This window comes from Corynebacterium sp. HMSC11E11, assembly GCF_001807025.1.
GTDB lineage: Bacteria > Actinomycetota > Actinomycetes > Mycobacteriales > Mycobacteriaceae > Corynebacterium > Corynebacterium freneyi.
Genome location: NZ_KV787149.1, coordinates 1 through 16,858, shown reverse-complemented (window position 1 = coordinate 16,858; position 16,858 = coordinate 1). Strand labels below are relative to the sequence as shown.

The 16,858-nt window shown below is 70.6% G+C and carries 15 protein-coding genes; 6 read left to right on the top strand and 9 right to left on the bottom strand.

Annotated elements, in window-relative coordinates; translation table 11 throughout:
• Positions 1-52 precede the first annotated feature (52 nt).
• The 3 genes from HMPREF3121_RS07785 to HMPREF3121_RS07775 form a co-directional block, all read right to left on the bottom strand.
• Positions 53-643, bottom strand: coding sequence for a M23 family metallopeptidase (locus tag HMPREF3121_RS07785; protein WP_070521859.1), 591 nt, complete (start codon positions 641-643; stop codon positions 53-55).
• A 320-nt stretch (positions 644-963) separates the two neighbouring features.
• Positions 964-2,424, bottom strand: a complete 1,461-nt coding sequence (locus HMPREF3121_RS07780; RefSeq protein WP_070521856.1) for a hypothetical protein — start codon at positions 2,422-2,424, stop codon at positions 964-966.
• A gap of 36 nt (positions 2,425-2,460) precedes the next feature.
• The gene (locus tag HMPREF3121_RS07775) at positions 2,461-3,288 is read right to left on the bottom strand and encodes a fructosamine kinase family protein (protein ID WP_070521853.1); all 828 of its coding nucleotides are present in this window, start codon (positions 3,286-3,288) and stop codon (positions 2,461-2,463) included.
• Positions 3,289-3,356: 68 nt separating this feature from the next.
• On the opposite strand from HMPREF3121_RS07775, the gene HMPREF3121_RS12630 reads away from it, so the two are divergent.
• Entirely contained in the window at positions 3,357-4,835 is a 1,479-nt protein-coding gene (locus HMPREF3121_RS12630) for an LCP family protein (protein ID WP_168161388.1), read from the top strand.
• A gap of 41 nt (positions 4,836-4,876) precedes the next feature.
• Here the strand turns inward: HMPREF3121_RS12630 and HMPREF3121_RS07765 are convergent, their stop codons facing one another.
• The 4 genes from HMPREF3121_RS07765 to HMPREF3121_RS07750 are packed head-to-tail and all read right to left on the bottom strand — an operon-like array spanning position 4,877 to position 9,981.
• Positions 4,877-5,806 (bottom strand): DUF5926 family protein, encoded by a 930-nt coding sequence (locus HMPREF3121_RS07765; RefSeq protein WP_070521850.1) that lies wholly within the window; start codon positions 5,804-5,806, stop codon positions 4,877-4,879.
• Positions 5,807-5,855: 49 nt separating this feature from the next.
• Entirely contained in the window at positions 5,856-6,887 is a 1,032-nt protein-coding gene (locus HMPREF3121_RS07760) for a glycerophosphodiester phosphodiesterase (RefSeq protein WP_070521847.1), read from the bottom strand.
• On the bottom strand, positions 6,887-7,990 hold the full coding sequence (locus HMPREF3121_RS07755) for a hypothetical protein (RefSeq protein ID WP_070521844.1): 1,104 nt from the start codon (positions 7,988-7,990) through the stop codon (positions 6,887-6,889). The genes HMPREF3121_RS07760 and HMPREF3121_RS07755 overlap by 1 nt, the downstream gene beginning before the upstream one ends.
• Entirely contained in the window at positions 7,987-9,981 is a 1,995-nt protein-coding gene (locus HMPREF3121_RS07750) for a pyruvate kinase (RefSeq protein WP_070521841.1), read from the bottom strand. The genes HMPREF3121_RS07755 and HMPREF3121_RS07750 overlap by 4 nt, the downstream gene beginning before the upstream one ends.
• 209 nt (positions 9,982-10,190) lie before the next feature.
• Between HMPREF3121_RS07750 and HMPREF3121_RS12900 the strand changes: the two genes are divergently transcribed.
• A complete protein-coding gene (locus HMPREF3121_RS12900) occupies positions 10,191-10,967 on the top strand; it encodes a 2'-5' RNA ligase family protein (RefSeq protein WP_070521838.1) in 777 nt (258 codons plus the stop codon).
• A 76-nt stretch (positions 10,968-11,043) separates the two neighbouring features.
• Here the strand turns inward: HMPREF3121_RS12900 and HMPREF3121_RS07740 are convergent, their stop codons facing one another.
• A complete protein-coding gene (locus tag HMPREF3121_RS07740) occupies positions 11,044-12,012 on the bottom strand; it encodes an L-lactate dehydrogenase (protein WP_070521836.1) in 969 nt (322 codons plus the stop codon).
• 257 nt (positions 12,013-12,269) lie between these two features.
• On the opposite strand from HMPREF3121_RS07740, the gene HMPREF3121_RS07735 reads away from it, so the two are divergent.
• From HMPREF3121_RS07735 to HMPREF3121_RS07730, 3 genes are all read left to right on the top strand, one after another.
• Entirely contained in the window at positions 12,270-14,102 is a 1,833-nt protein-coding gene (locus HMPREF3121_RS07735; RefSeq protein WP_224370765.1) for an alpha/beta-hydrolase family protein, read from the top strand.
• Between the two features lie 160 nt (positions 14,103-14,262).
• Positions 14,263-14,433 carry an antitoxin gene (locus HMPREF3121_RS12220; protein WP_083291475.1) on the top strand — a complete coding sequence of 57 codons (171 nt, stop codon included), beginning with the start codon at positions 14,263-14,265 and terminating at the stop codon, positions 14,431-14,433.
• Positions 14,434-14,621: 188 nt separating this feature from the next.
• Positions 14,622-14,825, top strand: a complete 204-nt coding sequence (locus HMPREF3121_RS07730; RefSeq protein WP_070521833.1) for an antitoxin — start codon at positions 14,622-14,624, stop codon at positions 14,823-14,825.
• A gap of 47 nt (positions 14,826-14,872) precedes the next feature.
• Here the strand turns inward: HMPREF3121_RS07730 and msrA are convergent, their stop codons facing one another.
• A complete protein-coding gene (msrA, locus tag HMPREF3121_RS07725; protein WP_070521830.1) occupies positions 14,873-15,490 on the bottom strand; it encodes a peptide-methionine (S)-S-oxide reductase MsrA in 618 nt (205 codons plus the stop codon).
• A 323-nt stretch (positions 15,491-15,813) separates the two neighbouring features.
• Here msrA and HMPREF3121_RS07720 point away from each other — a divergent pair, with 323 nt between their 5' ends.
• Positions 15,814-16,416, top strand: coding sequence for a superoxide dismutase (locus HMPREF3121_RS07720; RefSeq protein WP_070521827.1), 603 nt, complete (start codon positions 15,814-15,816; stop codon positions 16,414-16,416).
• Positions 16,417-16,858 lie beyond the last annotated feature (442 nt).

The following is a 16,858-nucleotide window of genomic DNA, read 5'->3' as shown; positions in this document are numbered from 1 at the left end:
ATGGCGGCCGACCGGGCCCCGGAAGTAGTCGGGCTCCAGAAGTAGTCGGACCCTAGAAGTAGATGCCGTGCTCGGCGAACCACGGCTCCGGGTCGACCGGGGTGCTGCCGTCGGGGTGAATCTCGAAGTGCAGGTGCGAGCCGGTGGAGTGGCCGCGGTTGCCCATGCCCGCGATGTACTCACCGGCGCCAACGGTCTGGCCGACGCTGACGCTCAGGGTTTCCATGTGACCGTAGACGGACACGGAGCCGTCGTTGTGGCGGATGCGGATCCAGTTGCCGAAGCCGGAGGCCGGTCCGGAATCGATCACGGTGCCGGACATGACGGCGTAGATCGGGGTGCCGACGGCGTTGGCGATGTCGATGCCGTTGTGCATGCGACCCCAGCGCGGGCCGTAGCCGGACGTCAGCTCGCCGGCCGCGGGGCGCACGACGGTGTTGGCCACGGCGGCCGGGGCCATGTCGGTGTTGAAGGCGCCGTCGACGACGTCCTGCACGATCGAGCCGACGCCGGGCATCGGGGCGGCGCCCGCGGCGGGAACGCTGCCGGCGGTGGCGATGCCCGCGAAGGCGGCGATCATCGCGATGTTGCGCTTGGCGATCTTCAGGGAGCTGACCTTGCGGTGACGTCCGGTGTAACCCATGAGTTGACTTTCTGATCGTTGAGGAGCATGTCGTGAAGGACGGTTCGTAACCGCCCCGTTATCAAGTCGTGATCACCGTAGGGTCGAGCCGGGGACATGTCCACCTTCTGCGCGGAACCGTGAAAATTCGACCACCCCCGCCGAAATGTGCCCGCCGCAGAAACCAACCGGCACGTGCGAAAACGCCGTCAGATAACGAAAAGATCACATCCCCCCGGGTGAATGCCGCTCACTAAACGCCGCTTCATCACGGCCCGGTAACGGTACGCAAAACCCGCAAATGGCCCCTGACCTCATGTTTCACATGCGTCACATGCGCCTCAGGAGTGGTCGTCGATTGCGCCTCGAATCCGCTCCTGCAACGCCCTGCCCGCACGACGCACCGTCACCGCGGCCTTGGTCAACCCTTCGACGACCGGATGAACCGGATACGCCACCTCGACCGTCGCGGCCTTCGCCACCCGGTTGCTCTCCACCGCCGCGTCCGAGATCCCCGGGCCGGGCTCGGCGACCGCGACGTCGTCAAGCGAAACCACCGGCCACCGGCTGCCAGCCGCCACCACCGACCCATGCTTGACGGAGTAGTAGCCGTGCACGTGCACGTCCAGCGCCACACCCGACGCGCCGCGCGCCGCCGCAATGAGATGCGGATGAAAACGCGTGGTCAACCACCGCTGGCCCGGCCGCGCCGGCAGGCCCCGATCCCACAACTCCGCGAAACGCACCACGTGCGCCCCCTCGGCCAGATCCGGGGCACGATGCTCGATCCGGTGCCACACCCGCACATCGACGTGCGGAATCGCCTCGACCACCGCGATATCGCGACCGGACACCGGGCGCCCGTCGACCTCCCAACCGCGCAACACATCGATCACGGCGTCGGCGAGGGCGGCCGCGGAGTCCTCGGTGACAGGGGCCTCGGCCACGGAGTTATCGCCGGACTCGTGGGACTCACGGGACTCGTCGGTCCCGCCCTCGGCGTCACGGCCCGCGAGCAGATCACCCTGCAGGCACAACACGATCGGCCGCGCCCGGCCCGGCGTGCCCTCCCCCGCACCGAGGCCGTTGTCCTCCAGGTCGCCGGAGGCGAGCACCACCCACGCGTCATCGCCCGAGTACGTAATGCGGGTGGCGGCCCCCGAAGCCTCCGCACCATCACCGCCGACCGCGGCCCGCGCGATGGATTCCGACGCCTCGTCGCGCACGTCGATGAGGTCGAAGCGGGGCCAGATGCGGTGCATCGACTCGTCGTAAAGCCCCGCCGGCGCCAACCCCATGCCCGTGGCCAGCAGCCGCACCGCGCCCCGACCCCCGCGGGCGGCCCGCGATTGCTCCGCGACGGCCGACGCCGCGGCGAGGACCACCGACTTGTCGGGCCAGATGTCGTTGACCCAGCCGCCGCCGAGGGCGTGAATCGTCGACGCCGAGCGCAGCAGACCCAGCCCGGCCTCCAGGTGCGGTGCGACGGTGCCGAGGACGCGATGGTCGACCGCCGCCTCCTCCGCCCGGCGCGCCGCATCCGCCCAATGCCGGTCGCCCTCCGGAATGCCGTGGCGGGCGGCCTCGGCCAGGCGGAACAGCGTGTCCGTCACGGTCAGCCGCGGGTGCAGCCCCGCATGCAGCACCCCGACCATCCCCGGATCAGGGCAATCCAGCACGACGCGCGACCGCGGGCGACGCCGCGCCAGGGTGCGCAGCCAGGCCGCGGCGATGTACTCGTCGCCGAAATTCGGGTGGCCCGTCGGCGCAACGAGATAGATGACGTCATCGTGGGCGTGCATGCCCCAACGGTACGTGCGCCGCGGGCCTGCGCCGGGCTACGCGTACCGTTTCGCGATGTTCAGCGCCTGCCCCGCGTACCCGCCGCCGAAAAGCACCGCATGCATGAGCACCGCATAGAGGCGGTGCAGCGGCGCCCGTTCCTCGCGGCCCGGCAGCGGGTGAACCGACTCGTAGCCGGCGATGATGTCGTCGAGGTGCGGCGTCCCGAACATCCCGAGCATCGCCAGGTCCTCCTCGCGGTGTCCTCCGTGCGCGGCGGGGTCGATGAGGATCGCCCCGGCGTCATCCCACATCAGGTTGCCCCACCACAGGTCGCCGTGAACGCGGGCGGGGGCTTCGTCGTCGTCGAACTCGCCGTCGAGCAGCTTCTCGATGAGCCGCTCGAACACGGCCAGTTCCGACGGCGCGTAACAGCCGGGGCGCCGGGCGAGTTCGGCGACGGCGGGGGCGATGCGGTCGTGGGCCCAGAATTGCCCGAATCGCGTGCGCGGCGTCAGTCGCATGGTCCGGGGGTCGTCGAGCGGCCCGAACCAGCCGTCGCGTTCCCACCCCTCGGGCGGCGCGCCGAATGCGGGGGCTCCGGCGTCGTGCGTGCGGGCGAGGGCTTCGCCGAACTCCCGCGCCTTGCGCGCCGACGCCCGCCCCGCCGAGATTTTGCGCAGAACCAGCTTGTTGCGGCCCACCTCGACGACGTCGACGACCCGCGCTCCGCCGTCGGCTTCGGGCTCCTTCAGCCATCGCAGGCCGGCGGCTTCGAGGGCGAAGAACCCGGCGGGCGCACCGGGGCGGGCCTTGACGTGGGTGGCGTCTGCGGCTTTCGCGGCCGGGCGTTCCCACCCGGTTTCGGAGCGTTTCGCGAACATGGGTACAGGATAATCGCGTCCCGGCGCCCGTTATCCCCCATCCCCGACCTGCCCTATTGTCTTTAGCCATGGATGGAAGCGATCAGCCCCGCGACGACCGCGAGATCGTGCGCGGCCGCGACGGCAAGCCCCTGCGCGACAGGTACGGCCGTCCCATTTACCGGCGGTCGGCGCAGCCGCGCCGCGATGCTTCCCCGGCCGATGACCGGGGGCAACGCTTCTCCGGGCGTCCGCGCACTCCCGAGGGATACCTGACCCGGGCCGACGTCGAGGAGCTGCGCCGCCTGCGCGAACGGGGCCTGCGCCCCGGCGAGGGCCGTCACGCCGAACCCCGCCGGCGCCCCGCCCCTTCCGATGCGCCGCCACGCCGTCCCCGCTCCTCCGACACCCGGGTGTTCCAGCGGCCCGACGATCTCCGCGGCGACCGCCCCCTCTACCGGGGCCAGGACGATCCCCGCTTCCCGCCCCGCGGCTACGACCCCGACCGCGGCTACGCCGACCACCCCGACCGGCCCCGCGGCGATCGCACGCGCCGGCTCGACGATTACGACGGCCGCGACGACGCAGCCCGAAGGCGTGGACGTGGACGTCGCAAAGCACTGGACGACGGACGCCGACCCGACCGCCGCCCCCGCAACCGCAGGCCCCGCAACCTCGGCTTCACCATCAAATCGTTCCTGCTGGTGCTGCTCCTCGTCGCCGGCGCCGGCGCAATGTGGGTCGACTTCAACCTCAACCGCGTCGACGCATTCCCCGACGGAGACCGCCCCGGACGAACCATGGCCAGCAACTGGCTCATCGTCGGCTCCGACTCCCGCGACGGACTCACCGACGAAGACGCCGCCAACCTCGCCACCGGCGCCGGCGACTTCGGCCAACGCACCGACACCATCATGATCGCCCACTTCCCCCTCGTCGGAAAGGGCCGCCTGGTGTCGCTGCCCCGCGACTCCTACGTCGACATCCCCGGGTACGGGCAAAACAAGATCAACGCCGCCTACTCCTTCGGCGGCGCCCGACTCCTCGCCGAAACCATCGAGCACAACACCGGCATCCGCATCGACCACTACGCCGAAATCGGCTTCGGCGGATTCGCCTCCATCGTCGACGCCATGGGCGGCATCGAAATGTGCCCCACCGAGGCCATCCAAGACCCCCTCGCCGGCCTCGACATCGACGCCGGCTGCCAGAAATTCGACGGCGCCACCGGCCTCGGCTACGTCCGCACCCGCGCCACCGCCCAAGGCGACCTCGACCGCGTCGCCCGTCAGCGCGAATTCATGGGTGCGATGGTCGACCGCGTCTCCTCCCCCGCCGTGTGGCTCAACCCCTGGCGCTGGTATCGCCTCGGCTCCACGGGCGCCAAGGCCCTCACCGTCGACTCCGGCGACCACGTCTGGCACCTCGGATGGCTGATGCTGCGGATGGCGCTGGGCACCGAATCCGAGACCGTCCCCACCGCCGGGACCATGGACACCGGGCACGCCGGCAACGTCCTGCTGTGGGATGACGCGGCGGCCCCCGCCTTCTTCGACGAATTGAAGTAGGCGGGGGCGGAGCGGTTCGGCCGGACGTGGCCCGACGTGGCCTACCGGATGGTGACCTGACGCGACACGATGGTGTCGCGGGACTTCCGCTCGTCGGCGGTCAGCGGCGCGTCGGAGGCCAGCGCCTTCTCGATCCGCGCGGCGGCGTCGGCGATGACCTCGCCCCACGAGTCGTGGGCGACGGTGTTGTCCAGGTCCCAGACCGGCACGAGGACGCCGTCGGTGCGGAACACGCCGGCGAACTTGGTGCCCTCGCCCATGCTCAACCGGTCGGCGGCGTGGACGCGGGCCAGGGCGTCGAGCAACTGCCGCTCGTCCTCGCGGCGAATCCAGCGGATGTGCGCGCGCTCGCCCGGGTCGATCCACCACACGGCGCCGGGGACGTCGAGGTCGAGGCGGTGCGACGGCATGATCGAGTCGTTGGCGACGGCGAGGTTCTGCTGCACCAGCTGGGTGCGTTCGACGCCGGCGGGGATCCACCATTCGAAGTCCTGGTGCACCTCGAGCTCGTCGAGCGTGACGCCGGTGAGGATGTCGCCGAGCGCACCGCCGTCGGTGCCGTCGACGGCGCTGTCGAACTGCTGCCCGTCGTCGGCGTTGCGGGCCCATTCGAGGGCGCGGGCCAGGTCGGCGGCGGCGTCGTTGGAACGCGACTGGGTCTGCATGGCCACGTAGGCGGCGCCGCCCTCGGAGGTGGCCCGGGTCAGCGCGGCGATGCCGCCCGGAAGCACGGTGCACAGGTGGATCGGGCGCTTGGCGCCGGCGACCTCGGCGGGCACGGTGGCCGACGGGGCGAACTCGCGCAGGGCGACGAGATCGGCTTCGGCGTCGAATCCGGCGAACGGCCGGGGGTTTCCGGCGAGGCGTTCGCGTTCGGCGGCACGGGCGGCGAGCTTGGCCTGGCGGCGGCTCATCCCCTCGGGCACGTTGACGTCGGATGCGGCACGGTTCTTACGAGACTTTTTTCCCACGGCCCCAACATACTTGCAGCGGCGGCCGGGGCGGTGGTGCGGGCCCGGGTCAGTGGGAGGTTCCGGTCCCCGGCTTTGCGACGGTCCGCGTGACGTCCTCCGGCCGCAGGGAATCGCGGTCGAAGTCGACGGCGTCCTCGGGGCGCAGGCCGGTGTCGCGCTGGGCGAGCAGCACCTCCGGCGACGAGTCGTCCGCCCCGAAATCGCTGAGCGGGGTGCCCTGCGCTTCGGCGGTGGCGGTGTCCTGGGCGGCGATGAGGTCGGCGGCCCGGTGGGCGCGTTCCGCCCGGGCGGCGCGGGCCTCGCGTTCGCCCATGCCGGAGGTCATCGCGGCGGTGGTGGCGGCGTCGAAACCGCCGACGCGCGGCATGGAATCCAGTGCCTTGCGGGCGCGGGCGGGCCAGTCGGTGGCCAGCCAGTCGATGCCCCGCGCCTTGGCGTAGGTGACGTCGACGTCGGTCTTGGCCAGCCAGCAGTACAGCGGCAGGTTCCACGACATCATGCCCATCGGGTCGCGGCGGGCGCCGTACATGTCCACGCCCATCGCGGTGGGGCCGCCGAGGTAGCGCTGCATGGCGGTGCGGGCGCCCGGGGCCTTCACCAGCTGGATGCGCTCCAGGTCCGGCAGCATCTCGCCGACGGCGTTGATGGACCGGGCCGCGAAGCTGATGATCCTGGTCCGCGGGTCGCGGTCCAGGCCGAAGTGGCGGAGACGCTCCCGCAGCACGCGCTCGGTGCGCAGGCCGGTGGACACGGGGTGCTTGGTCTCGATGAACAGTCCGATCTCCGGGTTGGCAACGGCGAACTCGAGGAACGTGTCGAACTCCAGCACCGGCTGCGGCTTCTCCCACGTGCCGGCGTTGAGACGGCGGATCTGCTCCAGCGTCGTCGCGCCGACCGCGCCGGAACCGTCGGTGGTGCGGTTCAGGGTGCGGTCGTGCATGCAGATCAGGTGACCGTCGGCGGTGAGGCGGATGTCGCACTCGACGCCGTCGGCCCCTTCGGCGACGGCCGCCTCATAGGCGCCGATGGTGTGTTCGGGGTGGGCGCCGGAGGCTCCGCGGTGGGCGATGATCTCCATCAGGGCTTCTCCTCGTGCACATCCCGGTACAGGGACGTGATCGCGTCGTCGATGGGCGGGGTGATGGTCTTCGGGGTGCGCGAACGTTGCGCGGTGATCAGGCCGCGCGACCAGAACGGCTCCGCCGCCGCGCGAGCCCGGGCCCGCCGCTCGGCGCGCTCGGCGGCCACCTCCGGGTCGACGTCTTCGTCGTCCGCGTCGGCGTCGTCGTCAAGCGCCGCGGCCAGCGCATCATCTGCGCCGGGCACCAGGCGCCGCGGATCCGGCGGGGCCAACGCCCGCGCCAACGCCCCGACCGCCGCCGCCGACGCGATGGCCGCGATGGTGGCCAGCACGCCGCTGCGGAACACGTCCAGCGCCGTGGTGCTCAGAAACGCCGACACCAGCGTCAACGGCCACAACACGCAGGAGACGAACCACGCCCACTTGCCGGGCCCGCGCACGCCCGTCTCCGCGAGAATGACCACCGGGCCGGTGATGTTGCGCCCGGGCCACAGGTGCATGGCGGTGATGGTCTTCGGGCTGCGCGCCAGCGGCGGCCGCCACTGCCGCGCCCGCTCCGCCAACGCACGCAACGTCGCGATGCCGTACGCGCCGAGCACGCCGGCGGCCACGACGGCGGCGACGAACAACAACGACGACACCGGCCCGAGCAGCAGCGACGGCACCGCGCTGCCGGCCGGCGACTGATAGCTGCCCCACGTGGCGAACGTCCCGAGACCGAACAGCCCGGCCGTTGCCACCGCCCACGCCCGGGCGGCCGCCGCACGACGGCGCGCGACCTCCTGCGGCTCGGGCTTCGGCGGCACCTGGTACGGGGTGAAGCCGCTCATCGGGATCGGCGCCGGCACGGGCCCCGGCACCGGACCGCGCGGGTGAATCGAACCGCTGATGGGTCGCGGCCCCTGCCCGTAGCCGCCCGGCACGTCGTGGTTGATGTGACCGGTCACGGACCCGCGGCCGAACGCAGGCGGCGGCGGAGGGGTGCGCGGCACGCCCCAATCGCCTGCCCATTCGCCGTTGCGGTGCAGACCCGGGTTGCCCGGCCCCGGCGCTGCCGGGCCCCGCTGGTCCGGGCCCGGTCCCTTCACTGCGCCGGTCATCGCGTTTCACCGTCCCAGGAGCGGATGCGGCGCAGCATGATGCGGTTCTTGCGCTGCGAGCGGCCCATCTTCTTGGCCAAATCGTCCAGGATGACGATGGCTTCGGTGATGTGCGGGCCCTTGTTCAGCATGACGCACTCGGCGCGCAGCGCGAACGCGGCATCGGTGATTTCGGCGCGGGCGGGCAGGCCGGACTTGGCCAGCGATTCGAGGACCTGGGTGCCCAGGATGGTGGGCACGCGGGCGGCCTGCGCGAGCGCGAGGATCTGGCCGGGCACTTCGCCCATGCGCTGGAAGCCGAGTTCCACGGCGAGGTCGCCCCGGGCGATCATGATGCCCATGTTGGCGTGGCGCATGCCGGCGACGAGGATTTCGGGGAGGTTCTCGAAGGCCGGGATGGTCTCGATCTTCAGCACGATGCCCAGGTTGCGGGAGCGTTCGGCCAGCTCGGCGTTGCCCGCGGCCTCGTACTCGGCGGCGATGGTCTCCAGCTCCTCGAGGACGTGTGCGACGTCCTCGGGCGTGCGGATGAAGCTCACCGCCGCCACGTTGGCGTTTTCCGCTACGAAGCGCAGATTCTCGGCGTCTTCCTCGGTCAGCGCGGGCACCGGCAGGTCGGTGGTGGGCAGGTTGATGCCCTTGTGGCCGGCCAGGTTCTGGCCGCCCGGCTTGGCCCGGGTGACCTTCAGGCGGGCTTCGTGGTGCTTGACGACGTCCACGTCCCCGGCATCCGCCGACTCCACGTCGGCCGACCCATCGGCGGCGCCCACGGAGACGACCTCGGCGGCGATGGCGCCGTCGTCGAAAAGCACGGGCTGGCCGACCTGCAGCGCGGCGACGGCTTCGGGCAGGGTGCACGACAGGCGCGGCACCTCGCCGCTTTCCTGCCGCGGCACCGACTCGACGGTCTCGGAGGTGATGATCATCTCGTCGCCCACCTCGAACCGCAGCTTGCGGGTCACCGGCGGCACGCCCGTGGCGCGGGTCTTCTCGTAGTCGTGGCGCAGCAGGGTGCCGTCGGCGATGTAGGCGTTGCGGTTGCCCTCGGCGAGCACGCCGCCGTCCTCAACGTGGGTGACGGTGAAATGGCGCTTGGCCGAGCGGTTGTCGTGCAGGGTGATTTCGCTGCCGACCTCCAGGTTCGCCAGCCATCCGGCGTCGACGGTCAGCGGCAGGGCCGGACGGCCGGGCAGACCGGCGGGCACCGGGGCGGGCAGCGACGCCACCGCGCCGTCGCGCGACTCGTCCGGATCCTCCGGACCACCGGGACCGCCGAGGTCGACCACGCGCGGCGTCAGCCACAGCTTCGCCGGGGTGAGCACCGTCCCCGCATCATCACGGGTGGTTCGGGCGCGACCGACCTTCGGGCCATCGGCGACGGCGCCGGTGCGGATCTTCGGGCCCGCCAAATCCATGGACACCTCGATGTCCCGGCCGACCTTCTGCGCGGCGTCGTTGACGTTGGCGATCATCTTCCGCCACGCCTCCGGGCCGTCGTGCGCGCAGTTGATGCGGGCGACGTCCATCCCGGCCTCGGCGAAACCGAGCACCAGCTCGGCGTCGTCCGCGGCCTCCGACGGCAGGGTCACCATGATCCGGGCCGGCACGCCCTCGCGCTCGATGCCGAACAGGCGATCCGAGTTGGCGTCGAGCGCGACGTCGGCGGAGTCGTCGCGCGCGATGATCGCGTCGACGTCGGTGTCCAGCTCCTCGCCGATCAGCGCCCGCAGCACCGCCCGCGCGATGACCAGGCGCCCGTACACGCCGGACTCGGCGGTGGTCAGGCTGGTCACGCCGAGGTCGTGCAACCCGTTCTGCAGCTCCCGGATGTCGATGGTGCGCAGGTGCGCGTACTGCAGCAGGTTCTCGGCGCCGGCGCGGTGCTCCGGGTGCACGCCCGCCAACGTGTCCGCCGCGTCGGCGCTGACGCGGTCGAGCTGCCCGATCAGATCGTCGAGCTGCTCGATCAAGGGCCGGACATCGTGGTGCATGGGTCTGGTTCTCCTCCCCCACCTCCGCGGCCGTCGGCGGGGCGCCGAACCCCCGATGCGACGACCGATCAGCGGACGCGGGAATTCGCCTGGCGGATCGGTATGCGTCAATCATGACCGCGCCGCCGGGAAAGCGACACCTCAAACGGCGTTTCTTTCAAGGTTTCACCGAGAATTCACCTTCCGCTCACTGCGGCTACGGTGACGGCATGAGATTGTTCGCGTCGATTCGTCCGCCGGAGGAGGTCCGGGAGCACCTCGTCACGGCGCTGCGCCCGATTCGAGACGACAATGGCCCGCTGCTGAGGTGGACCGATCCCGACCAGTGGCATCTCACCGTGGCGTTCTACGGCGAACGTCCGGACGGTTCGGTCGACGAACTGGCCGAGCACATCGCCGCCGCCGTGGCGACCACGCCGACCCCGCCCGAACTGGACCTGCATCTGCGCGGGGCGGGCAGCTTCTCGGGGCGGACGCTGTGGATCGGCGTCGGCGGCGACGTCGCGCCGTTGCGTCACCTGATGGCCGCCTGCGCCCACGATCCCTTCGCCGCCGACGACGATCCCGACCCCGATGATCCGTCCGCCGTTCTTTCGGGCGGCTCCGGTTCCCGTCGCTCCGGTTCCCGCGGCTCGCGGGCCGACGACCAAACGGAACGTCGTCGCGCCCACCTCACCGTGGCGCGTCTGCGTGCCCGCGAGCAGGGCGGGCGTCGCGATGACCGCCGGTCTCACCGACGGAGCGCGTGGGCCGGGGATCGCCGTCGCGGCCGGTTCGGCGACCGTGCGGGTCGCGACCTCGCCCGCCCCGCACGGCATGATGGCGCGACGTTGCTTCACGACGTCGTCCACGCCCTGAGCGTGTACGCGGGCCCGACGTGGTCGGCCACGGAGATCGAGCTGGTCAGCTCACGTCTCGGCGAGGGCCGTTCCGGCGGACCGTTGCACGAGACGGTCGCGACCATCCCCTTCGTCCCCGGCCGCTGATCTCCGTCTCGCGGGTGCGCCCCTTCATCCCGGCCCACCCGCACTCCGAGGCGCACCCCGCTGCGGGGCATGCCCGCTACTGCGGGACGTACTCGCCGTTCTCCCAGAACGGGTCCTGGATCTCGCGGAGGGTGGCGACGGACTTGTCGAACTGCTCGGCCTCGTAATCGTCGAGCTCGAGTTCGACGACGCGGCGGATGCCCTTGCGGTTCACGATCGCGGGCGTACCGATGTACATGTCCTCGTGCCCGTACTCGCCGCGCAGCAGCGCCGACACGGGGAGGGCGACTTCCTGGTTCTGGAAGATCGCGCGAGTGATGCGCGCCAGACCCATGCCGATGCCGTACGAGGTCGAGCCCTTCGCGTCGATGATCTCGTAGGCCGCGTCGCGGGTGCGGATGAAGATCTCCTCGAGTTCGTCGTGAAGCTCGGGATTCCTCTCCAGCTTGCTGCGCAGCCCGACGCCGGCGATGTTCGCCGACGACAGGACCGGCAGTTCGGAGTCGCCGTGCTCGCCGACGATGTACGCGTGGACGCTCATGGGCGACACGTCGAAGTACTCGCCGAGCATGTAGCGGAAGCGGGCGGTGTCGAGCACGGTGCCCGAACCGATGACGCGGTGGGCGGGCAGGCCGGAGAACTTCCAGGTGGCGTAGCTGAGGATGTCGACCGGGTTGGTGGCGACGAGGAAGATGCCGTCGAACCCGCTGGCCATCACCTCGTCGACGATGGACTTGAAGATGCGCATGTTCTTGTCCACCAGCTGCAGGCGGGTTTCGCCCGGCTTCTGCGCCGCGCCGGCGCACAAGACGACGAGGGCGGCGTCCTCGCAGTCGGCGTAGGTGCCGCGGGTGACCTTGGTGCGGGAGGGGGCCCAGACGACGCCGTGGTTGAGGTCCATGACGTTGCCCTCGGTCTTGCGTTCGTCGATGTCGATGATGGCGAGGTGGTCGACGATGCCCTGGTTGACCAGTGCGTAGGCGTATGCGACTCCGACGTCGCCGGCACCGATGAGCACGACCTTGTTTCCGGCGGAGACCTTCATGGTTTCGTCCTTCCGGGGCGCGTCGGCTGGCTGTGCGGCAGCGGTTGCACTGCGACGAAAAGTCCGTTCTCGCCCCAACGGTTGTGTACCTAAGTCCGATTATGCCCGTTCGGGCACCGGTTTCACCAGGGGCGTGGCCGGTGACCCCGGACACACGCACGGTAACCGCTGCACGACGGTCCCGCTCGGCGACCGCGACGGCCGATTCGCCCCCGAGCCGACGGAAATTCATTGTTCCGTCTGACAATATGAAGAGCATGGATTTCCTTCGCGCCCTCAAGCCGGTGACGCGGCTCCGCGAGGCGCGCATGCGCGAGGCGGCCGCCCGCGAAACCGCCCGCGCGGCGAGTGCGGGGTTGCCCATCCGCCGAAGCGCACGTCCATGGCTGGGCATCCCGTCGAATCCCGGCCTCGTTGGCGCGGAGATCGCGTCGTGGGCGGCGTTCAGCCCGTCGCTCATGCCCCGCCCCTGGGGATCGACGGCGATGGTGTCCTTCGGCGCGCAGCTCGCCGGCCACGTCGTGGGCGTCGCCGTCGGCTACGGGTACCGCCTGGCCGACGCGCGGATCCGCCGGACCCAGCTCGGCCGGTTCGCGCCGTCGGTCGGCACGGAGAGGGCCATCGCACTGGCCTGGCACGGCTCGATGACCGCGGTGACGGCCGCGGTGTGGTGGCGGTCCATCCAACACCAGCGGTCCATCGGCGGCCTGGTGGGCATGGACGCGCTGTCGTCGGCCCGCGCGCAATTCGGCGGCACCGTCCTGGCGTCGGCGGCGTACCTGACCACCCAAGGCCTGACGTTCGCCGCCGAGTTCGCCTTCGACCAGCTCCGCCGGGTCATCCGCCCGTGGGTTCCCCGCGGCGTCGCGCCCGTGACCGCCGGCATCGTCGTCGGCGGAGGCCTGGGGCTGGCCGTCGACAAGCTCGTCGTGCGCCGGACCATCGAGCGCGTCTACCGCAACGCGCACCGCGTGAACATGCGGGTGCTGCCGGGCCGCGCGCAACCGTGGGAACCGGAACGCTCGGGCAGCCCGTGGTCGCTGGAACCGTGGCACGCGCTGGGCGCGCAGGGCCGGGCGATGGTGTCGGACGGGCCGCGCGCACGCGACATCGCGGCGGTGACCAAACGCGCGCCGCACGAGGTGACGGAACCGATCCGCATCTACGCGGGCAAGGTGCGCGGGCGGTCGCTGAAGTCGCAGACGGAGCTCATCATCCGCGAGATGCACCGCACGGGGGCGTTCCGACGGGATCACGTGGTGGTGCACGTGACCACCGGCACCGGCTGGATTCCGCCGTGGAGCCTGATGGCGGTGGAGTTCTTCACCGGCGGCAACTGCGCGCAGATCGGGCTGCAGTATTCGGATCTGCCGTCGCCGGTGGCGTGGCTGGCCGACCACGAGACGCCGCCGGCCGCCGGTCGGGCGATGTTCCGCCGCATCCGCGAGGAGTGGGAGCGCCTGCCGGAGGGGGACCGGCCGAAGCTGCTCATCGCGGGCGAGTCGCTCGGCGGTTTCGGCGGCAACGGGGCGTTCGACGACGCAGAGGACATGCTCGCGTCGGTGGACGGCGCCCTGTGGACGGGGACGCCGCAGTTCACGCCGATGTGGAAGGAGCTCACCCACACGCGCGACGCGGGTTCGCCGGAGATTGCGCCGGTCATCGACGGCGGGCGGCACATCCGCTTCGCCACGCGCCCGCAGGAACTGTGGGAGACGTTCGGCGGCGAACCGCTGGGCGAGTGGGAGCATCCGCGGGTGGCGTATCTGCAGCACGCGTCGGACCCGATCGTGTGGTGGGATTATCCGCTGGCGTGGCGGCGGCCGGATTGGCTGCGGGAGCGCCTGGGCCGGGACGTGTTGTCGGCGGTGCGGTGGTTCCCGGTGGTGACGTTCCTGCAGGTGCTCATCGATGGCCTGGTCAGCGTCGACGTGGGCGACGGGCACGGGCACCGGTATGAGGCGGAGGCGTTGCCGGCGTGGGCGGCGATCCTGGGCCTCGAGCTTGACGACGACCGCGCGGGAGCGGGCGGCGTGCGATTCAAGAGGATCGCGAAGTGGGGTCGGCGCAATCTCCCGCCGAAGGCGTGACGGCCGGATCACGGGACCCGACGGGCAGGACACGCCTCGGCAACAATCCGGTTACGACGGCTGCGCTGACGCTACCGCGTACGTAACGTGGTTCACGTCCAGAGGGCTGGACGGGCCTGCGAGCTCGTGCGGTCACCACGACCACGAAAGGAAGCGACACATGGGAATCTTCGACAAGGCCAAGCAGTTCGCCGACGACAACCCGGACAAGGTGAACCAGGGCATCGACAAGGCCGGCGACATCGTCGACGAGCGCACCGGCGGCAAGCACTCCGAGCAGGTGGACAAGGCCCAGGACGCCGCCCGCAAGCACCTCGGCGGCGACGAGTAGCAAAACTTCCGGGCCGAACGCCCGGCGGCGGTCGACGCCGCACATCAGAAAAGACGCCCGTTTCCCGGCGATTGGCCGGGCGACGGGCGTCGCCGCATACAAGAGACAAGTCGCGTACATGAGACAATGTGGGCATCCGCGACGGCGCCGCGATCCCGGGCCGCGCACGACCACGAAAGGTACCCACCATGAGCCTCATCGACAAGGCCAAGAAGTTCATCGACGACAACCCCGACAAGATTCGCGAGGGCATCGAGAAGGTCGGCGACGAGATCGACAAGCGCACCGGCGGCAAGTACGCCGACAAGATCGACCGCGTGCAGGATGAGGCCGCCAAGCGCCTCGGCGATGACGCCTCCGCCACCCCGCCGCGGGACGAGCCCGCGAAGTAAGTGCGTTACGACGGGCCGTCGTCAAGCACGAGCAACCCCGGGCCCGCTCAGCCGCAGGTCACGCCCGTGGCATGGACCGGGCAGTACCCGTTGGGATTCGCCTCCAAATAGCCGCGATGGAAGGGCTCGGCGACCCAAAAACGGCCCGTCGGCGTCTGATCCAGCGGCGTCACCTCCGTGGTGATCGGCCCGAACCCGGCCCGCGCCAGCCGCGGCGCGTAGGCCTCGAGGGTGTCGGCCGTGATGCGCGCCTGCTCCTCGTTCAGCGGGAACACCGCCGACCGGTACTGCGGGCCGATGTCGTTGCCCTGGCGGTCGCCCTGGGTGGGGTCGTGATTTTCCAGGACCAGCCGCAGCAGCTGCGCGAAACTCGTCCGCTCCGGGTCGAACACCGCCAGCACCGACTCCGTGTGCCCCGTCCGCGCGCCGCACACCTCGCGGTACGACGGCCGCATCGTCGCCCCGCCCGCGTAGCCCGGCAGGGTCGTCCACACGCCCGGCGCGTTCCACAGCAGCTTTTCGACGCCCCAGAAACAGCCGGCCGCCACCACCATCGCCTGATGCCCATCCGGCCACGGCCCGCCGTACGGGGTGCCCAAAACCAGGTGCTCGCCGACGACGTGGCCGCCGTCGTCGAGGATGCCGGTCGGCGTGAATGCAGTCATGGGCGCGAGGATACTCGGTGGCCCGCGCGTCGGGAAGGGCCGTGCGACGGGGATGTTCGACGTGGCGCACGCCCGAAAATGGCCGCTCGACGGGGATGTTCGAACGGTCGGGCCGACCCGAATCCGCGAACGCGGGTACCGTCGCTTACGAGCGCCCGGTGACGTGGGCCACTCGCGGGCGGCCAGCCCCGGCCGCGAAGCCCGAATCACATGGTTCGCCTATCGCCCACGGCGAATTACGCATAACTTTCCTTGCGTAATTCGGCGGGATGGGTACCATCGGGTGTCACAAGCTAAATCGACTTTCCAAGGAGGACTCACCCATGGCCGTTTACGAGCTGCCGGAACTGGACTACGCCTACGACGCCCTCGAGCCGCACATCGCCGCCGAGATCATGGAGCTGCACCACAGCAAGCACCACCAGAACTACGTCAACGGCGCCAACGCCGCCCTGGAGAAGCTGGAGGCCGCGCGCAACGACGGCTCCATCGCCGGCGTCGTCACCGCGCTTTCCAAGGACCTCGCGTTCAACCTGGGTGGCCACACCAACCACTCCATCTTCTGGAAGAACGTTTCCCCGAACGGTGGCGGCGAGCCGACCGGTGACCTCGCCGAGGCCATCAACCGCGACTTCGGTTCCTTCGAGAAGTTCAAGGATCACTTCTCCGCCGCCGCGCTGGGCCTGCAGGGCTCCGGCTGGGCCGTGCTGGGTTACGACCACGTCGCCGGCCGCCTCGTCGTCGAGCAGCTGACCGACCAGCAGGGCAACATCTCCGCGAACCTGACCCCGCTGCTGATGCTCGACATGTGGGAGCACGCCTTCTACCTGCAGTACAAGAACGTGAAGGCGGACTACGTCAAGGCCGTCTGGAACGTCTTCAACTGGGATGACGTCGCGGAGCGTTTCGCCAAGGCTTCGGCCTAAGTTTCACGCCGGGCCCGGGGTTTTCCGGGCTTGGGCGGGAGGTTGCTTGACGACGTTCATCGCGTCGCGGGTCGGCCTCTTCGTACTCCCCGGCGGTCGGCTGCAGAAGTCGGTCGTCTGGTGATGCAGCCCGTCCCTCCGTCCGCTCGTTGCGGTCGGCGGGGCGGGTTTCGTGTTTCCGCGGTCAGGCTCCCCGCCGCCCCGCCGAACCCAACCCCCGCCCCGCCGACTCTCCTCCGCCACGCCGCACCCCCATCGCCGTAACACCCCTCACTGCGGGAGTTATCCGACAAATGCAGCCACGGGATTTCCCTTCCTGGGCTTTTACCACCGTTCACTCGACGTGAGGCTGCATTTGTCGAATTCGCCCCTCCACAGGCGCTGGTTTCACGTCGTCACGGGCAGACGAGAGCCGACGCACCCCCACCCGGGCGCCCCACAC